This is a genomic window from Pseudomonas koreensis (assembly GCF_012986595.1).
GTDB classification, from domain to species: domain Bacteria; phylum Pseudomonadota; class Gammaproteobacteria; order Pseudomonadales; family Pseudomonadaceae; genus Aquipseudomonas; species Aquipseudomonas koreensis.
Genome location: NZ_JAAQYM010000011.1, coordinates 13591 through 32391, shown reverse-complemented (window position 1 = coordinate 32391; position 18801 = coordinate 13591). Strand labels below are relative to the sequence as shown.

The 18801-nt window shown below is 62.3% G+C and carries 16 protein-coding genes; 14 read left to right on the top strand and 2 right to left on the bottom strand.

Features of this window, described 5'->3' with window-relative positions; genetic code table 11:
- Positions 1 to 55: 55 nt before the first annotated feature.
- Both macA and HBN98_RS27565 read left to right on the top strand, forming a co-directional pair.
- Entirely contained in the window at positions 56 to 1204 is a 1149-nt protein-coding gene (macA, locus tag HBN98_RS27570) for a macrolide transporter subunit MacA (protein WP_064587244.1), read from the top strand.
- A 2-nt stretch (positions 1205 to 1206) separates the two neighbouring features.
- Positions 1207 to 3165: a MacB family efflux pump subunit gene (locus tag HBN98_RS27565; protein WP_083369340.1), complete on the top strand. Its 1959-nt coding sequence runs from the start codon at positions 1207 to 1209 to the stop codon at positions 3163 to 3165.
- 62 nt (positions 3166 to 3227) lie between these two features.
- Here the strand turns inward: HBN98_RS27565 and HBN98_RS27560 are convergent, their stop codons facing one another.
- On the bottom strand, positions 3228 to 3980 hold the full coding sequence (locus tag HBN98_RS27560) for a helix-turn-helix transcriptional regulator (protein WP_083369339.1): 753 nt from the start codon (positions 3978 to 3980) through the stop codon (positions 3228 to 3230).
- A gap of 276 nt (positions 3981 to 4256) precedes the next feature.
- Between HBN98_RS27560 and ycaC the strand changes: the two genes are divergently transcribed.
- The 12 genes from ycaC (at position 4257) to HBN98_RS27500 (ending at position 18325) form a co-directional block, all read left to right on the top strand.
- Positions 4257 to 4889, top strand: a complete 633-nt coding sequence (gene ycaC, locus HBN98_RS27555; protein WP_007966399.1) for an isochorismate family cysteine hydrolase YcaC — start codon at positions 4257 to 4259, stop codon at positions 4887 to 4889.
- 202 nt (positions 4890 to 5091) lie between these two features.
- Positions 5092 to 6027 (top strand): Gfo/Idh/MocA family protein, encoded by a 936-nt coding sequence (locus HBN98_RS27550; protein ID WP_083369338.1) that lies wholly within the window; start codon positions 5092 to 5094, stop codon positions 6025 to 6027.
- Positions 6028 to 6400: 373 nt separating this feature from the next.
- Complete coding sequence (locus HBN98_RS27545; RefSeq protein ID WP_083369337.1) at positions 6401 to 7432, top strand: isopenicillin N synthase family dioxygenase; 1032 nt, start codon at positions 6401 to 6403, stop codon at positions 7430 to 7432.
- 27 nt (positions 7433 to 7459) lie between these two features.
- On the top strand, positions 7460 to 8269 hold the full coding sequence (locus HBN98_RS27540) for a MetQ/NlpA family ABC transporter substrate-binding protein (RefSeq protein ID WP_083369336.1): 810 nt from the start codon (positions 7460 to 7462) through the stop codon (positions 8267 to 8269).
- A complete protein-coding gene (locus HBN98_RS27535) occupies positions 8266 to 9066 on the top strand; it encodes a methionine ABC transporter ATP-binding protein (RefSeq protein ID WP_082920304.1) in 801 nt (266 codons plus the stop codon). Before HBN98_RS27540 ends, HBN98_RS27535 begins: the two co-directional genes overlap by 4 nt.
- Positions 9063 to 9734, top strand: coding sequence for a methionine ABC transporter permease (locus HBN98_RS27530; RefSeq protein ID WP_083369335.1), 672 nt, complete (start codon positions 9063 to 9065; stop codon positions 9732 to 9734). The genes HBN98_RS27535 and HBN98_RS27530 overlap by 4 nt, the downstream gene beginning before the upstream one ends.
- Positions 9735 to 9742: 8 nt before the next feature.
- Positions 9743 to 11293 (top strand): sugar ABC transporter ATP-binding protein, encoded by a 1551-nt coding sequence (locus tag HBN98_RS27525; RefSeq protein ID WP_083369334.1) that lies wholly within the window; start codon positions 9743 to 9745, stop codon positions 11291 to 11293.
- Positions 11286 to 12311 carry an ABC transporter permease gene (locus HBN98_RS27520; protein WP_083369333.1) on the top strand — a complete coding sequence of 342 codons (1026 nt, stop codon included), beginning with the start codon at positions 11286 to 11288 and terminating at the stop codon, positions 12309 to 12311. The genes HBN98_RS27525 and HBN98_RS27520 overlap by 8 nt, the downstream gene beginning before the upstream one ends.
- Before the next feature lie 25 nt (positions 12312 to 12336).
- Positions 12337 to 13392: a substrate-binding domain-containing protein gene (locus HBN98_RS27515; protein WP_083369332.1), complete on the top strand. Its 1056-nt coding sequence runs from the start codon at positions 12337 to 12339 to the stop codon at positions 13390 to 13392.
- A gap of 44 nt (positions 13393 to 13436) precedes the next feature.
- Positions 13437 to 14102, top strand: coding sequence for a sulfite oxidase-like oxidoreductase (locus tag HBN98_RS27510; protein WP_083369331.1), 666 nt, complete (start codon positions 13437 to 13439; stop codon positions 14100 to 14102).
- Positions 14103 to 14531: 429 nt separating this feature from the next.
- Positions 14532 to 16919 (top strand): TonB-dependent receptor plug domain-containing protein, encoded by a 2388-nt coding sequence (locus HBN98_RS27505; RefSeq protein WP_083369330.1) that lies wholly within the window; start codon positions 14532 to 14534, stop codon positions 16917 to 16919.
- Between the two features lie 41 nt (positions 16920 to 16960).
- The gene (locus HBN98_RS27500; protein ID WP_083369329.1) at positions 16961 to 18325 is read left to right on the top strand and encodes an APC family permease; all 1365 of its coding nucleotides are present in this window, start codon (positions 16961 to 16963) and stop codon (positions 18323 to 18325) included.
- Here HBN98_RS27500 and HBN98_RS27495 read toward each other — a convergent pair.
- Positions 18322 to 18783: a DUF3574 domain-containing protein gene (locus HBN98_RS27495; protein ID WP_083369328.1), complete on the bottom strand. Its 462-nt coding sequence runs from the start codon at positions 18781 to 18783 to the stop codon at positions 18322 to 18324. The two genes, HBN98_RS27500 and HBN98_RS27495, sit on opposite strands and share 4 nt — an antisense overlap.
- Between the last annotated feature and the right edge of the window lie 18 nt (positions 18784 to 18801).

Sequence of the window (18801 nt, the reverse complement as noted above, 5' to 3'; positions counted from 1 at the left end):
CTATCAAGACCCGGCCGCTGGCCGGGTCCATCCCTGAACGAACTTGTGGTTATTTATGGAAAAGTCGAAGTTGCGCAAAGTCGGTATGGGGTTGGCGTTGGCGGCGGTGGCCGGGTTGGTGCTGTACACGGTGCAGGCACCCGCCGAAGCACCCAAATATCAGACGGCGCCGGTCGAACGCACGGACATCGAAAACACTGTGCTGGCTACCGGTTTGCTCGAGGGCATCAAGCAGGTGGACGTCGGCGCGCAGGTGTCGGGGCAGTTGAAGTCGCTCAAGGTCAAGGTCGGCGACAAGGTCAAGAAGGGCCAGTGGCTGGCGGAAATCGATCCGCTGGTGCTGCAGAACACCCTGCGTCAGGCCCAGGTCGACGAGGAAAACCTGCAAGCGCAAAAGCGTGCGACGCAAGCCCAGCTCAAGCAGACCAAGGCGATCTACGAGCGTTATCAGAACCTGCAGGAAGACGCGTCGATCTCGCGTCAGGATTTCGAAACCGCGCAATCGAACTACGAGGTGCAGCAGGCCAACCTGTTGTCGCTGGAGGCGCAGATCAAGAGTGCACACATCCAGATCGACACCGCCAAGGTCAACCTTGCGTATACGCGGATCATCGCGCCCATCGACGGTGACGTGGTCGGCATCGTCACCCAGGAAGGCCAGACCGTGATCGCTAACCAGTTGGCGCCGGTGCTGCTGAAATTGGCGGATCTCGACACCATGACCATCAAGGCCCAGGTCTCGGAGGCCGACGTGATCCACATCGCGCCGGGGCAGGCGGTGTATTTCACCATTCTCGGCGAGGACAAACGTTATTACGGCAAGCTGCGCGGCACTGAACCGGCGCCGCAGAATTTCCTCGAAACGCCGCCAGCCGGTACGCCGAAACAGAACACCGCGGTGTTCTACAACGCGCTGTTTGACGTGCCCAACCCCGATCATCGCTTGCGCATCTCGATGACCGCGCAGGTGCGTATCGTCCTCGACACCGCGCAATCGGTGCTGACCGTGCCGGTGGCCGCACTCGGGCCACGCAATGCCGATGGCAGTTTTCCGGTGCGGGTGCTGGATGCCAAAGGCCAGGCGCAGTCGCGCAACGTTCAGACCGGGATCAACAACAACGTCAAAGTGCAGATCAACCAGGGCCTGAGTGAAGGCGACCGGGTGGTGATCGGCGAGCCGTTGCCCGCCGTGGCGGGGGCCTGAGCATGACGCAAGCGCTGCTGCAACTGACCGGCATCACCCGCAGTTTCACCGCCGGCGACCGCGAGTTCCTGGCCCTGAACAACATCAACCTGACGATCCATGCCGGAGAAATGGTGGCGATCATCGGCGCCTCCGGTTCCGGTAAATCAACTCTGATGAACATCCTCGGCTGCCTCGATTACGCCACCGCCGGCAGCTACAAGATCAATGGCCAGGAAACCCGCGACCTCGATGATCAGGCGCTGGCCGAGCTGCGCCGCGATTACTTCGGCTTCATCTTCCAGCGTTATCACTTGCTGCCGCACCTGAATGCGATGCACAACGTCGAGATGCCGGCGATCTACGCTGGCATCCCCGCGCCGCAGCGTCACGCCCGGGCCCGCGAGTTGCTGGCGCGGCTAGGGCTGGACGGGCACCTGACCCACCGTCCAAGCCAGCTCTCCGGCGGCCAGCAACAACGGGTGAGTATCGCCCGCGCCCTGATGAATGGCGGTGAAGTGATCCTTGCCGACGAACCCACCGGCGCCCTCGACACCGCCAGCGGCAAGGAAGTGATGCGCATCCTGCTTGAGCTGCACGCCGCCGGGCACACGGTGATTCTGGTGACCCACGACCCGAAAGTCGCGGCCAACGCCGAACGCATCATTGAGGTCAGCGACGGTGAAATCCTCAGCGACCGCCTCAACGAGCGCGACAGCGGGCAACTGCCGAGTGAAGAGGACGTGGCGCCAAAACCCCCGGCAACCCGCCGACTGGTGGCCAGCCTGGGCCTGTTCAAAGAGGCGTTCAACATGGCCTGGGTGGCGCTGGTGTCACACCGCATGCGTACCTTGCTGACCATGCTCGGGATCGTCATCGGCATCACCTCGGTGGTGTCGATTTCGGCGATCGGCGAGGGCGCCAAGCGCTACGTGCTCAAGGACATCTCGGCAATCGGCAGCAACACCATCGATATCTATTCCGGCACCAGTTTCGGCGACAAGCGCGCCGCGTCCATCGAGACCCTGGTGCCGGCCGACGTCACCGCGCTGAATCAGCTCTACTACGTCGACAGCGCAACCCCGGTGGTCGGCCGCAGCATGCTCCTGCGTTACCGCAACATCGACCTCGACGCGCAGATCAACGGTGTCAGCGACCAGTATTTCCAGGTACGCGGGATCAAGCTGGAGGCGGGGATTGCCTTCAGCGAAAACGACGCCCGGCGTCAGGCGCAAGTGGTGGTGATCGACTACAACACCCGGCATCGGCTGTTTGCCGAGGGCGTTGATCCGCTGGGCCAGGTGATCCTGATCGGCAACCTGCCGTGCACGGTGATCGGCGTGGCGGCAGAGAACAAGAACCTGTTTGCCTCAGGCAAGACCCTCAACGTCTGGGTGCCCTACGAAACTGCCGCCGGCCGTCTGTTGGGCCAACGCTTCCTCGACAGCATCAGCGTGCGGATGAAGGACGGGCAGTCGAGCAAAGTGGTGGAGGAACACGTCAACCAGCTGATGCTGCAACGCCACGGAATCAAGGACTTCTACACCAACAACCTCGACAGCGTGCTGCAGACGGTGCAGAAAACCAGCCGCTCGCTGGCGCTGCTGCTGTCGCTGATCGCGGTGATTTCGCTGGTGGTCGGCGGCATCGGGGTGATGAACATCATGCTGGTGTCGGTCACCGAGCGCACGCGGGAGATCGGCATCCGCATGGCGGTCGGTGCGCGTCAGTCGGACATTCGTCAGCAGTTTCTGGTGGAGGCGGTGATGGTCTGTCTGCTCGGCGGGGCGATCGGGATTTCCCTGTCGTATGCCATCGGGCACTTGTTCTCGGTGTTCATCAAGGAATGGGAAATGGTCTTCTCGCTGGCCTCGGTGATCACCGCGGTGATCTGCTCGACGCTGATCGGCATCGTTTTCGGCTTCGTGCCGGCGCGCAACGCGTCGCGTCTGGACCCGATCGAGGCACTGGCGCGGGACTGAACAACGGCCAAAAAAAAACCGCCGTCCGGGAGGGCGGCGGTGTTTTTCGCGGGTGGTCCGGCTCAGGCCGCGCTGGTGGCGTGGCCGGTGTCGTCGGGTGAATACATCCAGCGCATCAACGAATGCCGGCCGCTGATGCCCAGTTTGATCGCGGCGCGCTTGAGGTAGCTTTCCACCGTGTTGACCTTCAACTGTAACTGCTCGGCCAGCTCCGGCGCGGTACGCCCGGCGAGCAGCCCGATGCACACCTCGGTTTCGCGATTGGACAGGCTCAGGCCCAGTTGCTGCAGCCGTTCGCCGAAACGCTGGCGCAGGTTGTCCAGTCCCGGTTGCGAGCCGTCGGCGTTGCGCGCCTGATCGTCAACGGTGGCCCTTGGCGGTTGCAGGGCGTGAATGTGTTTTTCCACCATCGGCAACAGCACCGGAGAAATATCCTGCAACAAACTTCGTTCCTGGGCCGAGAAACGTTGCGACTGATCGTTGCGATACACCGAGATCACATAGCGGTAGCCGTCCTTGCGCCGGGTCAGGTGCAGTTGTGAGGCATCAGTGCTGGCCGGGTGCGCGTCGACCGGCTCGGCACTGCGCGCGGCGCTGTGTTCGGAGAACACCGTTTCGGCCAGCAGGGCCGAGTCCTTGCCGGCGTCCGCCTGGATGCGGTGGGGGCGGCCCACCGGCTCGACGCGCATCTGGCAGATGTGCATGGCGTCCACCGCCAGTTGCGTCTGGATCAAGTCATGCAGCATCCGTGGAAAGTGCCGGCTGCCGGTGCTGGCAATGACTTTACCGATGTGGGGAAACAGGTGTGAGTTCATAAGCGTCATCCATGATTTACAGGTGAAACGATCCATTCCTGGCCGTGCGCCGAGCGTGTTCCCGGGCCAGCGCAACGCCAGCAATTGGATCCTATCCTAGTACAACGTTTGGAAGACGGCTTAATGAAGGTGTTATTAGCTCATAACCGCTTATTGTCCCTTTTGAGTTGACAGTGAAACGCTTTTCAACCGATTTATCCGCTCCGGTTGTGTCCGTAATCTGTGCCCATGTTCAACGCAACGCCAACTACCACAACCAAGAAAAGGGATTCAACCATGAGCACTGCAACCTACAACCGCCTCAACAAAGACGACGCCGTAGTTCTGCTGGTCGACCACCAGACCGGTCTGATTTCTCTGGTTCAGGACTTCTCGCCAAACGAGTTCAAGAACAACGTCCTGGCCCTGGCCGACCTGGCGAAATTCTTCAACCTGCCGACCATCCTCACCACCAGTTTCGAACAAGGCCCCAACGGCCCGCTGGTCCCGGAACTGAAAGAAATGTTCCCCGACGCGCCGTACATCGCCCGCCCAGGCCAGATCAACGCCTGGGACAACGAAGACTTCGTCAAGGCCATCAAGGCCACCGGACGCAAGCAGATCATCATTGCCGGTGTCGTGACCGACGTCTGCGTAGCGTTCCCGACCCTGTCGGCACTGGCCGAAGGCTTTGACGTGTTCGTCGTCACCGACGCCTCCGGCACCTTCAACACCACTGTCCAGCAAGCCGCCTGGAGCCGCATGACCCAGGCCGGCGCACAAATGATGAACTGGTTCTCGGTGGCCTGTGAGCTGCACCGCGACTGGCGCAACGACATCGAAGGGCTGGGTAACTTGCTGTCGCAGCGGATTCCCAACTATCGCAACTTGATGAACAGTTATTCGGCGTTGACCGCGCAGCAGAAATGACTGCAGCGTTGTAAAAGTGAAAGCCTGCCCTGAAAAGCAGGCTTTCTTCGTTTGCGCCGCTGAATTGACCCACGCTACCCGGCGCGGTGAGGTGAGCGCTGGCTTCTGTGGTTTTTTGATCAGCCTGTGCTGGGTATTCCCTGACGTTTGCGGCTAATCTGCGCATTCGCTGACGACAACAAGACAAAAACAGGAGTCACTGATGCAACCGATCCGTCTCGGTCTGGTGGGCTACGGCAAGATTGCCCAGGATCAACATGTGCCGGCGATCAACGCCAATCCCGGGTTTCACCTGGTGTCGGTCGCCACGCAAGGCAAACCCTGTGTCGGGGTGGAGAACTTTTACTCGTTGAGCGAGTTGCTGGAAAACGGCCCCCAGGTGGATGCGATTGCGTTTTGTACGCCGCCGCAAGGTCGGTTCGCACTGGTGCAGCAGGCGCTGGCTGCCGGCAAACATGTATTAGTGGAAAAACCGCCGTGCGCCACGCTGGGCGAGGCGATGGCCTTGATCAGCCAAGCGCAGCAGCAGGGTGTCAGTGCGTTGTTCGCCTGGCATTCGCGCTACGCCCCCGGGATAGAAGCCGCCCGCGACTGGCTCGCCAGCCGCACGCTGCAAAGTGTGCAGATCGACTGGAAGGAAGACGTGCGCAAGTGGCATCCCGGTCAGACGTGGATCTGGCAGCCCGGTGGTCTGGGCGTGTTCGATCCGGGCATCAATGCCTTGTCGATTGTCACCCGCTTGCTGGCGCAGCCATTGTTTGTCGAAGCCGCCGAACTGCGCGTACCGGACAACTGCCAGTCGCCGATTGCCGCGTCGATCAAGATGTCCGACGCGAACCGGCTCGACGTGCAGGCCGAGTTCGATTTCGACCACGGTCACGACGAACTCTGGAGCATCGAGATTCGCTGCGCCGAAGGGCTGCTGCGTCTGGATAACGGCGGGGCACTGCTGAGCATCGACGGCGTGCGCCAGGCGGTGTCTGAGGAGGGCGAGTACACGGCGGTGTATCGCCACTTCCGGCAACTGATTGGAGACCAGGCCAGCGACATGGATCTGCAGCCACTGCGGCTGGTGGCTGACAGTTTCTTTGTCGGCAGTCGGGTGGCGGTCGAGCCGTTTTATGACCCGGCCCGCTGATCAATTGAAGCGCTCCTTACCTCGATGACTGTCGAGACAGGTTGACGTTGCCACTAAGGTTTTTGCGCAAACAGTGAGTCAGACCGTAGGCAATATTCAAACAGGTCCGACTCCTGTTCATTACAGAGAGAGGCGAAGGTATCAACTAGCGCTTGATGTTCGGGTTTCGCGAATTGGCTGGGTGCGATGATGGTGAACGTGAGCGTCAGGCCTAAGCTAATGCAAAAAGGGTATTTGTTTGTCGTTTTTAAGATCGTTTAGTTTTGTCTCACGACGAATCAAACGCATCAAACCGATAGACCCCCGATTGCCATGACGGCACACGCTGAATCGATCAAAGGCTCTTCAGGTTTGATTCACACGGGAGTGAATCATGCCGCATACCCTGGATATCACCGCGCTGCCGACGCTGGACCTTTCGTTGTTCGAAGGTACCGCGCAACAGCGTTATGAATTTCTTGAAAACCTGCGTCACGCCGCGCGTGACGTCGGCTTTTTCTATCTCACCGGCCATGGCATCGACAGCGACCTGCTCAAGCAGGTGCAGAATCACGCCCGGCAGTTCTTCGCCTTGTCCGAGCACGAAAAGACTGCCGTCGGCATGATCAATTCGCCGCATTTTCGCGGGTACAACCGTGCCGCTTCCGAGATCACCCGTGGTCAACCCGACTGGCGTGAGCAGTTCGATCTCGGGGCCGAGCGCGAGGCGTTGCCGCTAGACGCGGACAGTCCATTCTGGGCACGGTTGCAGGGGCCCAACCAATGGCCGGCGGCGCTGCCTGAGCTCAAGCCTCTGCTGCTCGAATGGCAACAAGCGATGACGCACATGGCGTTGCGCCTGCTGCGCGCCTTCGCCCAAGCGCTGTCGCTGCGGGAGGACGCGTTCGATCAGTTGTACGGCGACAAGCCCAACGAACACATCAAATTGATGCGCTATCCAGGCCAGGCCGCCAACGCGAGCCAGCAGGGCGTCGGCGCGCACAAGGATTCCGGGTTCCTCAGCTTCCTGCTGCAGGACCAGCAGGCCGGTCTGCAGGTGGAGATCGAGGAGGGGCGCTGGATCGATGCACTGCCGCGTGAAAACACCTTGGTGGTGAACATCGGCGAACTGCTGGAACTGGCTACCAATGGTTACCTGCGCGCCACCGTGCACCGGGTGGTCTCGCCGCCGGCGGGCAGTGAACGTCTGTCGATCGCGTTTTTCCTCGGTGCGCAACTCGACGCCGTGGTGCCGCTGTATCCGCTGCCGACCGCACTGTTGCGTGAAGCCCGCGGGCCGGCCAGCGATCCGCTCAACCCACTGTTTCGCGACGTCGGCTGGAATTACCTCAAGGGGCGCCTGCGTTCGCATCCGGATGTCGCCCGCCGGTTCTATGCCGATGCACTGATTCCGCAAACCGCCTGACTCATCACTCGATCAAGGACCAAGACCATGTTGAAAAAAGCAGGTGTGACCCTGGCCGTCCTCGGCGCGCTGGTGACTTCGTTCGGCGTTCAGGCACTGGAGCCGTTGCGCGTGGCTGCCGACCCGGTGCCCCACGCGCAGATTCTCGCGTACATCCAGACCATCGATCCGCAACTCAACCTCAAGGTCATCGAGATCCCCAACGGCGTGAACTCCAACGAGTTGCTGGTGCACGGCGATGTCGATGCCAATTACTTTCAGCACCTGCCGTACCTGAAATCCCAGGAGCAAGCGCTCGGGCAGAAACTCGCAGTGGCCGCCACGGTGCATATCGAGCCGCTGGGGATTTACTCGCGCCGGCACAAAAGCTTCGCCGAGGTGCCGGAAAAAGGCACTGTCGCCGTGCCGAACAACGTCACCAACCTGAGCCGTGCGCTGTACCTGTTGCAGGACAATGGGCTGATCAGACTCAAGCCCGGTTTCAACGATCCGGCGGCTGATCAGGCCACGCCCAAGGACATTGCCGAGAACCCGAAACAGCTGAAAATCCTCGAAATCGAATCGCCGCAAATTCCCCGGGCGCTGGACGATGTCGACCTTGCGGTGATCAACGGCAACTACGCACTGGAAGCCGGGCTGGTGCCGGCCCGGGATGCACTAGGGCTGGAGAAGGCCGAGCACAATCCGTACGCCAACATTCTGGTGACCACGCCGAAACTGCAGAACGATCCACGCATCGCGCAACTGGCCAAGGACCTGACCTCGCCGCAAGTGGCGAAGTACATCACCGATAACTTCAAGGGTTCGGTGATTCCAGTGGTGGATGCCAAGCCATGATCGTCGTCGAGCAGTTGAGCAAAACGTATCCGTCGGCGGCCGCGCCGGCACTCGATCAGGTGTCGCTGAGCATTCCCGACGGCGCGGTCTACGGCATTCTCGGGCGTAGCGGTGCGGGCAAATCGACCCTGTTGCGTTGCCTCAACCTGCTCGAACGCCCGGACAGCGGGCGGATCCTGATCGACGGCGTAGACCTGCTGACGCTCTCTGCCAGCGACCTGCGCCGCCAGCGTCAGCGCATCGGCATGATTTTCCAGGGCTTCAATCTGCTGCATTCGCGCACCGTGTTCGACAACATCGCCGTGCCGCTGGAGATCGCCAACGTCGGCAAACCGTGGCGCCATGTGCGCGTGCGCGAACTGCTGGAACTGGTCGGTTTGAGTGACAAGGCGCAAGCCTTTCCCTCGCAGTTGTCCGGTGGCCAGAAACAACGGGTGGGGATTGCCCGCGCGCTGGCAGCCGAGCCGGCGTATCTGCTGTCGGACGAGGCCACCAGCGCGCTGGACCCGGAAACCACCGCGTCGATTCTCGAACTGCTGCGCGACATCAATCGGCAACTGGGCCTGACCATCGTGCTGATCACCCATGAGCTGGACGTGGTCAAGTCGATCTGTGATCACGCCGCCTCCATGGCCGGCGGGCGACTGGTCGAGGCCGGACCGGTGCCGCGCTTGCTCGCAGATCCGCAGTCGCTGCTCGGCGCCTCGCTGCGCCCGACCTGCGGCCTGCCACTGGGGCATGCGGCGCCGGGGCTGAGTTTCCTCAAGCAATACGGCGTACGGGCGGCTCAGTCATGAACCGCACGATCCACTGGGATGAAATCCTGCAACTGGTGTGCAACGCCACCGGCGAAACCCTGTACATGGTCCTGCTCGCAGGCTTGTTCACGCTGCTGATCGGTTTGCCGCTGGGGGTGTTGCTGTTCCTCAGTCGCCGTGACGGACTGTGGCCGATGCTACGGCTGAATGCCGCGCTGGGTTCGCTGGTCAATCTGGGGCGCTCGCTGCCGTTCGTGGTGATGCTGATCGCGCTGATTCCGCTGACCCGTCTGGTGGTCGGCACGACGCTCGGCAGCACGGCTGCGGTGGTGCCGATCACCATTGGCGCGTTTCCGTTTTTTGCGCGGATCGTCGAGAACGCGCTGGACGAAGTCGACAAGGGCCGGATCGAAGCGATCCTCGCCATGGGCGGCGATATCCGTCATGTGATTTTCAAAGTGCTGCTGCCCGAAGCGCTGCCGGCACTGCTCGCGGGAATCACCCTGACGCTGGTGATGCTGATCGGTTTTTCTTCCATGGCCGGGGTCATCGGCGGTGGCGGTCTGGGCGATCTGGCGATCCGTTACGGCTATCAGCGTTTCAACAATGAAGTGATGGTCGCCACCGTGGTAGTGCTGGTCATCCTCGTGCAAGGCGTGCAGAGCCTGGGTGACCGGCTGGTGCGTTCGCTGGCCCATCGTCGTTAAGGAATTTTATGAGTGTGGTCGTGGCCCGCGCGCCGCTGATTCAAGTGCGTGAACTGAGCAAAACCTTCGGCTCGAACCGCGCACTGGATGGCGTCAGCCTGCAGATTCATCCCGCCGAAGTGCTGGCCTTGCTCGGTGCCAACGGTGCCGGCAAGTCGACGCTGGTGAAAATTCTCGCCGGCAGCCAGCGCGCCGACGCCGGCGAAATTTTCGTCGATGGCGAGCCACGGCAGTTCAGTTCACCGCTGTCGGCTCGCCGGGTGGGGATTGTCGCCGTGCATCAGCAGATCAACGACGGCATCGCCCCGGGTTTGAGCGTGGCGGAGAACCTGCTGCTCGATGAACTGTGCCGGCCCGACGCGGACTTCTGGCTCAATCGCAAACGCCTGCTGGAGCGCGCTGCGAGCATCGCCGCCGGGCTCGGTCTGGTGTTGCCGCTGGAGCAACCGATTGAACACCTGGGCCAGGCCGAACGGCAACTGGTGGTGCTGGCCAGGGCCTTTGCCCTGCAACCACGGCTGCTTATTCTGGATGAGCCGACGGCCGCGTTGTCGGACGCCGAAGCGCAGCGCCTGTTCGGTTTGATCGACACCTTGCGCAGCCGTGGGGTGGCGATTGTCTACATCTCTCATCGCTTGTCCGATCTGCAACGGGTGGCGGATCGCGCCATCGTCCTGCGTGACGGGCGCCTGGCCGGGGAGTTCAGCGCGCGGCATTTGCCGGAGGCGGTGCACGCGATGCTCGGGCAGGCGCTCGACGGGCATGTCTACACGCCCGGCCTTGTCGGCCGAAACGTTCTCGGCGTGCGCGGTTTGCAGATTTTGCCGCGCTCGAAGCGTTTCGATTTCGACCTGCACCAAGGTGAAGTGGTAGTGCTGACCGGGCTGCTCGGCGCCGGCAAAAGCGAGATCGCCGAGGTGCTGTTCGGTCTCCGTCAAGCCGTGGCCGGCAGCCTGCAACTGGATGGCGAGGACTGGGTGCCGGGTTCGCCAAGGGCGGCGATTCGCAGCGGCGTGTTTCTCGCGGCGGAGGACCGCGCCAGCCAGTCGCTGGTGCCGGACTTTTCCCTGCGCCGCACCCTGACCCTGCCGTTTCTGGAGCGCTTCACCCGTGCCGGGTTCATTCGCAACCGCGCCGAAGCCGCAGCGGTGCAGGCGCAAGTCGCGGCGCTGGGGATCAAGACCGCTGGCATCGACGTGCCGATGAGCGCGTTGTCTGGCGGCAATCAGCAAAAGGTCGTGCTGGGCCGCTGGTTGCTCGGGGCCGGGCGGCTGTTGATCCTCGACGAACCGTTTCAGGGGGTCGACGTGCGTGCCCGCCGCGAGATCGGCCAGTTGCTGCGCGACAGTGCCGCTGGCCGCGCGACCCTGGTGATTTGTGCCGACGTCGACGAAGCCCTGGAAATCGCTGACCGGATCCTGTTGGTGCGCGATCACGCGGTGGTCGCGCAATACCCGCGTGCCGGTCTTGAGCGCGCGACCCTGGTCGCTGCGCTGGCGGGTAGCGACCTGATCGAACATCCCCTTCATGCCACGCCAAGGAGCAGAGCGAGTGCCTGATTCGAGTTCACTGTTGTCTTCCGCTACGGCACCCGCCGAGCGCCTGCTGCAAGCGCTGATCCGCTACGGCCTGTTGTGGCTCTTGGCGCTGATCGTGGTGTTTTTCAGCGTCGCGGAGCCGGCGTTTTTGCGCGTCGGCAATCTGTTCAGCATCTTGCAGTCGGTGTCGATCGTCGCGCTGCTGGCCCTTGGGGTGACCCTGACCATGGCCGTCGGCGGGCTCGATCTGTCGATTGGTGCGGTGGCGGCGATGAGCCTGATGATCGCCAGTTACGTGATGGTGGTGCTCGGCTGGGGCGCGGTGCCGGCGGTGCTGATCAGCCTGACCGGTGGCGCACTGGTCGGGCTGCTCAATGGCTGGCTGATCGTCAAGCTGCGGGTGCCGGACATTCTCGCGACGCTGGGCAGCATGTTTCTGGTGATTGGCGTGCAACTGATTCCCACCGGCGGCCGCTCGATTGCGGTGGGCATGACCTTGCCCAGCGGCGTGGAAACCGAAGGCGCGTTCAGTGCGGCGTTTCTTGCGCTGGGTCGCGGGCGGTTGTGGGACGTGGTGCCGGTCCCGGTGTTGATCACCGCGCTGGTGGCGCTGGCGGTGTGGCTGTTTCTCGAACGCACGCGCATCGGCCGGTTGTTTTATGCCATCGGTGGCAACGAGCAGGCGGCGCGACTGGCAGGGGCGCCGGTGCAGCGCTTCAAATTGCTCGCTTACGTGCTGTCGGCATTGCTCGCCTCACTCGGCGGTTTGCTATTGGCGGCGCGCCTGGGCCGCGGCGATGTCAGCTCCGGTAACGGTCTGGTACTGGACGCCCTCGGCGCGGCGCTGATCGGTTTTGCCGTGCTCGGGGCGAAGAAGCCCAACGCCTTCGGCACCTTGGTCGGTGCACTGCTGGTGGCTTCGCTGCTCAACGGTCTGACCATGCTCAACGCGCCGTACTACGCGCAGGATTTCGTCAAGGGACTGGTGCTGGTGCTGGCCCTGATGTTCACCTTCGGCCTCGCGCATCGGGCGCGCTGAGCCGACATCGTTCAAGGAAAGTCGTATGCAAGGTTCACTCAAACAGTTCGCGCGCCATTGCCTGGTCGGGGCGATGCTCTCGGCGCTGGCCGTGAGCGCGCAGGCCAAGGCCTTACCGGGGGCGCCAGCGCCGTTCGACAAGGGCCAGGTGCAGATCGCCTTGGTCGGCTATCTGTTTTCCGGGGACTTTCCCGAGGCGTATTTGCGCGGTGTGGAGAAACAGACCGAAGCGCTGGGCGCCAATCTGCGGGTGTTCGATGCCCGGCAGCAGGCAGCGAGTCAGGGCGAGATGATCGATCAGGCGATCGATCTGGGGGTGGACGGGATCATTGTCCAACTCGGCCTGGCGGAAACTCTTAAAGGCCCGATTGACCGGGCGATCGCCAAAGGCATCAAGGTGGTGGCGTTCGACGTTGACCTGAACAGCCCGCAGGTGACCCAGGTCGAGCAGGATCACCACGCGCTGGCGCGGCTGGCGCTGGATCAGGCGTTGAAGGACAACGGCACGCGGTTCGACGCCGGTTACGTGTACATCAGCGGCTTCACGCCGATGGAGCGTCGCGATGAGATCTGGAGTCAGGTGAAGCAGGCCAATCCGGGCATCATCGAAAAGGCGCGGTTCGGCACGCTCAACCCGCCAATTGCCAATTCGGTAGCGGATCAGGCCAGTGCGGTGCTGCGGGCCAATCCAGGGATCAGCGTGATCTTCGCGCCGTTCGACGAGTTTGCCAAAGGCGCAAAAATCGCTGTCGACGAGGCCGGGCTGGGGCGCAAGGTGAAGATCTACAGCGCCGACATTTCCACCGCCGACATCCAGATCATGAAAGAACCGGACAGCGCCTGGGCGGCCACGGCGGCGGTCAATCCGCAAGTGGCGGGGGCGATCAGCGTGCGTAGTCTGGCGATGTTGATTGCCGGCGAAAATCCGGGGCATCAGGTGCTGGTACCGCCGACCCTGATCACCCGTCAGCAGTTACTGGACCTGGACGTGAAAAACGTCCGTGACCTGGCCCAGAAACTCCCGGCCTTCGGTGATAGCGCCAACGTGGCGCGGGCGGAGTGGATACCGGTGGCTAACTGAAATCCCTGCAAGGTCGGCATTCAAGAAATGAGGTCAGTGTGAGCATGCACGACAAGGCAACGCGATTACGCAAAAGCCGTTCACCCACAGCAGATCCCGCATTCAGTGCACGGTTGCCTCCCGGCCAGGTATTGACCGAGCGCTTCCCGATCCTGCACGAAGGCAGCGTGCCGCAATACGATTTGCCGAACTGGTCGCTGCGTCTGTTTGGCACACTCGAACACCCGGTCGAACTGCGTTACGCAGACCTGCAAGCGCTGCCACAACGTCAGTTGCAATGCGACATCCACTGCGTGACACGCTGGTCGAAATTCGACACGCAGTGGAGCGGGGTGCATCTGCAGGATCTGTTGCAGGCCTTTGATATCCAGCCGCCAAGCGCCTACGTCATGGCCCACGCCGATCACGACTACCAGACCAACCTGTCACTCGACGACCTGCTGCATCCGGACAGCCTGCTGGCCACCCATTACGCCGGCCATCCCTTGACCGCCCAGCACGGCTGGCCGCTGCGGCTGGTGGTAGCGGGGCGGTATTTCTGGAAGAGCGCCAAATGGCTGCGCGGTCTCGAGTTTGTCGACCAGGAGAAACCCGGTTTCTGGGAGCGCAATGGCTTTCACCTGCACGCCGATCCGTTTGTGGAACAACGCTTCAGTGCTGACGCTTTGGACATTGCCGAAGATGCCTGGCTGGAAAAGGAGTTCGACTAATACAACCACCCTGTGGGAGCTGGCTTGCCAGCGATGGCGTCCATTCAGTCACTGTTTCTGTTGAATGACATACCGCTATCGCTGGCAAGCCAGCTCCCACAGGGATCTTTTTTGCAGTTGTAATCGTTGTTTGTTAGTTGCATGAACTGTTGGTCCAGCAACACTTGTGTTGAACTAAAAACAGTCTTTTAGAGCGATCTAACCTAAGTGTTATTGGTTCTTTTGCGAAACCTGTCCGCTCGTCTAGCATCGGTATTCAAGGGGAAACAACTAACTTTTGGGATCCTGCGCTTAATCAACTTAATACGTTCAACCAGCCTTCACTGCCTTCCTGATTTCTAAAACTACAGCAGACATTGCCGTGCATTGATTGCCGAACGCTTATTGTCGGCAACGGCCGGGTATTAGCTGCGATAAAGGAGCTGTCCCATGTATCAGCGTTCCCGTTCATTACTGGCCATCGCGGTTGTCGGTGCGATCTGGCAACTACCGGCGCAAGCCGAAGACACTTCCACGCGCGTTGACGATGACACACGGCTGGGTACCGTGCTGGTCACCGGCACCCGTGGTACCGCGCGCACGGTGCTGGACTCACCGGTGCCGGTGGACGTGTTGACCGCCGCCGACCTCAAGTCCACTGGCGCTGCCGACGGTGAACTGGGCCAGGCGCTGCAGACCTTGCTGCCATCGTTCAGCATGCCGCGCCAATCCAACTCCGGCGGTGCTGACCATGTGCGCGCCGCGCAGTTGCGCGGCATGAGTCCGGACCAGGTGCTGGTGCTGGTCAACGGCAAGCGCCGGCACACCTCGGCGGTGGTCAATGACTCCTCGAAAATCGGTCGCGGCACGGCACCGGTGGACTTCAACTCGATCCCCATCAGCGCAATCAAACGCATCGAAGTGCTGCGCGATGGCGCCGGGGCGCAGTACGGCTCCGATGCGATTGCCGGGGTGATCAACATCATCCTCGACGACGCGCCCGAGGGCGGCGAAGTGTCCACCAGCTACGGCGCGTTTCACACCCATCAGGACGCCATCGGCCGCACCACCACCGACGGCCAGAACAGCGTGACCACCGCCAAGATCGGCACGCGCCTGGGCGAAGAGGGCGGGTTCATTCGGGGCGGCACCGAGTACAAGAACCGCAATCCGACCAACCGCGCCGGTTTCGACGGATTCGCCGATACCCCCGAGCAGCGCAACTACGTGATGGGCGATGGCCTCGCGCGCGACGTCAACCTGTGGTTCAACAGCGAGCTGCCGCTGGCCGGCGGCAAGGCTTACAGCTTTGGCACCTACAACCAGCGCCACACCACCGGCGCCGAGTTCTATCGCTACCCCTACGAACAGCCGCAGTTCTATCCCAACGGCTACCTGCCACAGTCGCTGGGCGACAATAAGGACATCTCCGCCACCGCCGGTTTCAAAGGCATGATCGGCGAGGACTGGGACTTCGACAGCAGCGTCACCCACGGGCGTAACCGCTTTGACGGATCCACCCGACGCACCCTCAATGTCAGCCTGGGGGCCGATTCGCCAACCTCGTTCGACACTGGCGATTACGAGCTGCGCCAGACCACCACCAACCTCGATTTCAGCCGCGAACTGCGCCTCGGCGGACGTTCGTTTGTGCTGGCGCTGGGCGGCGAATACCGCTACGAAAACTACCTGACCTACGCCGGTGACGCGGCTTCGTACATCGGGTCTGGCGCTGACGGCGCCAATGGCTTGCGCCCCAGCGAAGAGTCGGACCTGGACCGCAACGTGTTCGCCACTTACGCCGAACTTTCGGGCGATCTCACCGACCGCTTCTTCGTCGACGCCGCCACCCGCTGGGAGCATTACGACGATGCCGGCAGCAAACTCACCGGCAAACTCAGCGGTCGCTACAAACTGACCGAGCAGTGGGCGTTGCGGGGTGCGGTGTCGAACAACTTCCGTGCGCCGTCGCTGGCCCAGAGCGGTTTTCAGAACACCACCAGCAACTTCGGCGAAGGCGGCACGCTCACCGATATCCGCGTGCTCTCGGTCAACGATCCGATCGCCCGCGCGCTGGGCGCCCAAAAGCTCGACCCGGAAACCTCGAAGAACTTCAGCCTCGGCCTGACCTTCCAGTTCAACGAACGCTTCGATGCCTCGCTCGATGTGTTCCGTATCGACGTCAAGGACCGCATCACCCTGTCGCAGCGCATCGGCAGCGACGCCATGGAGCAATACATCAACGACAACTTCGGCGTGGCCGGGGTCCATGACGTCAACTTCTTCACCAACGCCGCTGACACCAGCACCCACGGCGCCGAACTGGTGCTCAACTACCACCAGCCGCTGTATGACGGGACGTTGGGCCTGACCACCGCGTACACCTACAACCACACCAAAGTCACCAGCACCAAAGGCACGCCGTCGCAACTGACGGCGCTGGGTATCGGCAACGACGCGCTGGTCGGCGTCGAAGAAACCAACACCCTGACCGACGCCGCACCCAAGGATCGCTTCGTGTTCAGTGCCAACTGGGCCAGCGAACACTGGGGCCTGCTTGGCCGTCTGACCCGTCAGGGCGAGACCACCCGGGTGTTCGACTTCGGTGACTCGCAACCGGAGCAGACCTACGGCGCGGTGTGGCAACTGGACGCCGAGGTGACCTACAAATTCACCCCGAAATTCAGCGTGGCCCTGGGCGGCAACAACCTCACCGACAACTACCCGGAGCGCTCCGGCTCGGCGATCAACTACGGCGGCAACCTGCCGTATGACGTGCTGTCGCCGATCGGTACCAACGGCGCCTATTACTACGCCAGCGCCACCTACGGCTTCTGAGCCGAACCGCCACGGATGGCGGACCTTCTGCGGGACTCTCCATGAATCACTCGAACGGCCCCAGGCGCCATCTGCCGGTGGCGCAGGCGCTGTTGATCACGCTGGGCATGGTGATTACCACCGACATCCTCAAGACCGCGCCGACCGTGGCGCTGAACGTCGGGCCGGACTATTTCTACTGGGTCTGGGTGCTCGGCGGCCTGGCGTCGATGGCCGGGGCCTTGTGCTTCGCCGAAATGGCCACGGCGTTCCCGCATCCGGGCGGCGACTATCACTTTCTGCGCACGGCGTATGGCGAGCGCATGGGCTTCCTGTTCGCCTGGTCGCGCTTCTCGGTGATGCACACCGGCTGGATCGCCTTGTCGGCGTTCATGTTTGCCGATTACGTCAACGCCGTGGTGCCGCTCGGTCGATACGGCTCGGGGCTGTTTGCCGGCGGGGTGATCGCCGCGCTGGTGCTGCTCAATCTCAGCGGCAAGCACATCGGCTTCATCACCCAGACCTTGTTGGTGGGCCTGTTGGCCCTGGGCTTTTTGAGCATCGCCAGCGCCGGTGTGTGGCTGGCGTGGCAGGGGATCGAAGCGGCGCCGCCCAGCGTGTCGGTCACACCGCAGAACACCGGCATGACCGGATTTTCTGCGGCGATGATTTTCGTCTTTCTCGCGTTCGGCGGCTGGAGCGATGCGGCGACCTTGTCGGCGGAAGTGCGTGACGATCGACGCGGCATCTTCATCGCGATGCTCGGTGCGCTGACGCTGCTGATGGCGATCTACCTGGCGCTGAACTGGGCGTTTGTCCGTGGCCTGGGGTTCGCCGGACTGGCTGCGAGCAACGCTCCGGCCGTGGAGTTGCTGAACCGCGCGTTCGGCGCGCCGGGGGTGCTGCTGATTCTGCTGATGGTCGGCATCGCGGCCATCGCCACCATCAATTCGACCTTGCTGGTCGGCGCCCGCACCACCTACGCCGCCGCCCGCGACGTGCCGCAGTTGCGCCGCTTCGGCGAGTGGCACGAACGCGACGGCGTGCCGCGCAAGGCCTTGTTGGCGGAGGGCGCAGTGGCGTTGTTGCTGGTGCTGTTCGGCAGTTTCACCCAGAGCGGCTTCAACACCATGGTCGAATACTTGACCCCGGTGTACTGGTTGTTCCTGAGCTTCAGCAGCCTGGCGTTGATCATCCTGCGCCGACGCTTCCCCGAAGTGCCGAGACCGGTCCGGGTGCCGTTGTATCCGCTGTTGCCCCTGCTGTTTTTCGGCCTGTGCCTGTACATGCTGTATTCCAGCGTGACGGTGGTGGGGTGGGGCGCGTTTCTGGGGCTTGGGGTGTTGCTGGTGGGGGCGTTGCTGTTGGCGGGATTGAGCCGCCTGGCGTCGACGCCTCGGCAAGCTCTGGGGTCGATCACTGATTAGAAAGATACGTCGGCCGGTTGCGACAGACGCAGGACCGACAAGTCCCCGGTGATGCGCTTGTACGCCAGGCGAATTGCCTCGATGTTGCCGGCGTTCTGCGGGTTGTTCTCGTGCAGGATCACGATGACCTTGGTGCTCAACCGCTCCGGCTCCTTCGCCCCATGATCGCGCCACTGCCCATACGCATCGAGCACCGTGAAACCGTCGGGAAACCGCGACGTCACTTCCTTGTCGAGAAACTCGCGCCAGCGCGCGGGGCTGACCGCGCCTTCCTTGCCATCCACCGTGCCCACCGAGAAATACAACTCGGTGCGGATCCACTGCGCCTGCGCCGGACGCGTGGCGTCACCTTGCAGGGTCGAACTGGCGGGGTCTTTGGTGTGCACGGAAACGGCAGGAGGACTGGCGCACCCGGCTACAGCGACAAACAGTGCAGCCAGTAACAGGCGTCTTTGCATGGAACTTCCCTTTTTATG

Bases quoted from the DNA above. Each gene is read 5' to 3' on its own strand.
- HBN98_RS27510 (WP_083369331.1), top strand. From the start codon at position 13,437: ATGCACGACAAGGCAACGCGATTACGCAAAAGCCGTTCACCCACAGCA.
- HBN98_RS27530 (WP_083369335.1), top strand. From the start codon at position 9,063: ATGAACCGCACGATCCACTGGGATGAAATCCTGCAACTGGTGTGCAAC.
- HBN98_RS27535 (WP_082920304.1), top strand. From the start codon at position 8,266: ATGATCGTCGTCGAGCAGTTGAGCAAAACGTATCCGTCGGCGGCCGCG.
- HBN98_RS27565 (WP_083369340.1), top strand. From the start codon at position 1,207: ATGACGCAAGCGCTGCTGCAACTGACCGGCATCACCCGCAGTTTCACC.
- HBN98_RS27500 (WP_083369329.1), top strand. From the start codon at position 16,961: ATGAATCACTCGAACGGCCCCAGGCGCCATCTGCCGGTGGCGCAGGCG.
- HBN98_RS27525 (WP_083369334.1), top strand. From the start codon at position 9,743: ATGAGTGTGGTCGTGGCCCGCGCGCCGCTGATTCAAGTGCGTGAACTG.
- macA (WP_064587244.1), top strand. From the start codon at position 56: ATGGAAAAGTCGAAGTTGCGCAAAGTCGGTATGGGGTTGGCGTTGGCG.
- HBN98_RS27550 (WP_083369338.1), top strand. From the start codon at position 5,092: ATGCAACCGATCCGTCTCGGTCTGGTGGGCTACGGCAAGATTGCCCAG.
- HBN98_RS27545 (WP_083369337.1), top strand. From the start codon at position 6,401: ATGCCGCATACCCTGGATATCACCGCGCTGCCGACGCTGGACCTTTCG.
- HBN98_RS27495 (WP_083369328.1), bottom strand. From the start codon at position 18,783: ATGCAAAGACGCCTGTTACTGGCTGCACTGTTTGTCGCTGTAGCCGGG.
- ycaC (WP_007966399.1), top strand. From the start codon at position 4,257: ATGAGCACTGCAACCTACAACCGCCTCAACAAAGACGACGCCGTAGTT.
- HBN98_RS27505 (WP_083369330.1), top strand. From the start codon at position 14,532: ATGTATCAGCGTTCCCGTTCATTACTGGCCATCGCGGTTGTCGGTGCG.
- HBN98_RS27560 (WP_083369339.1), bottom strand. From the start codon at position 3,980: ATGAACTCACACCTGTTTCCCCACATCGGTAAAGTCATTGCCAGCACC.
- HBN98_RS27540 (WP_083369336.1), top strand. From the start codon at position 7,460: ATGTTGAAAAAAGCAGGTGTGACCCTGGCCGTCCTCGGCGCGCTGGTG.
- HBN98_RS27515 (WP_083369332.1), top strand. From the start codon at position 12,337: ATGCAAGGTTCACTCAAACAGTTCGCGCGCCATTGCCTGGTCGGGGCG.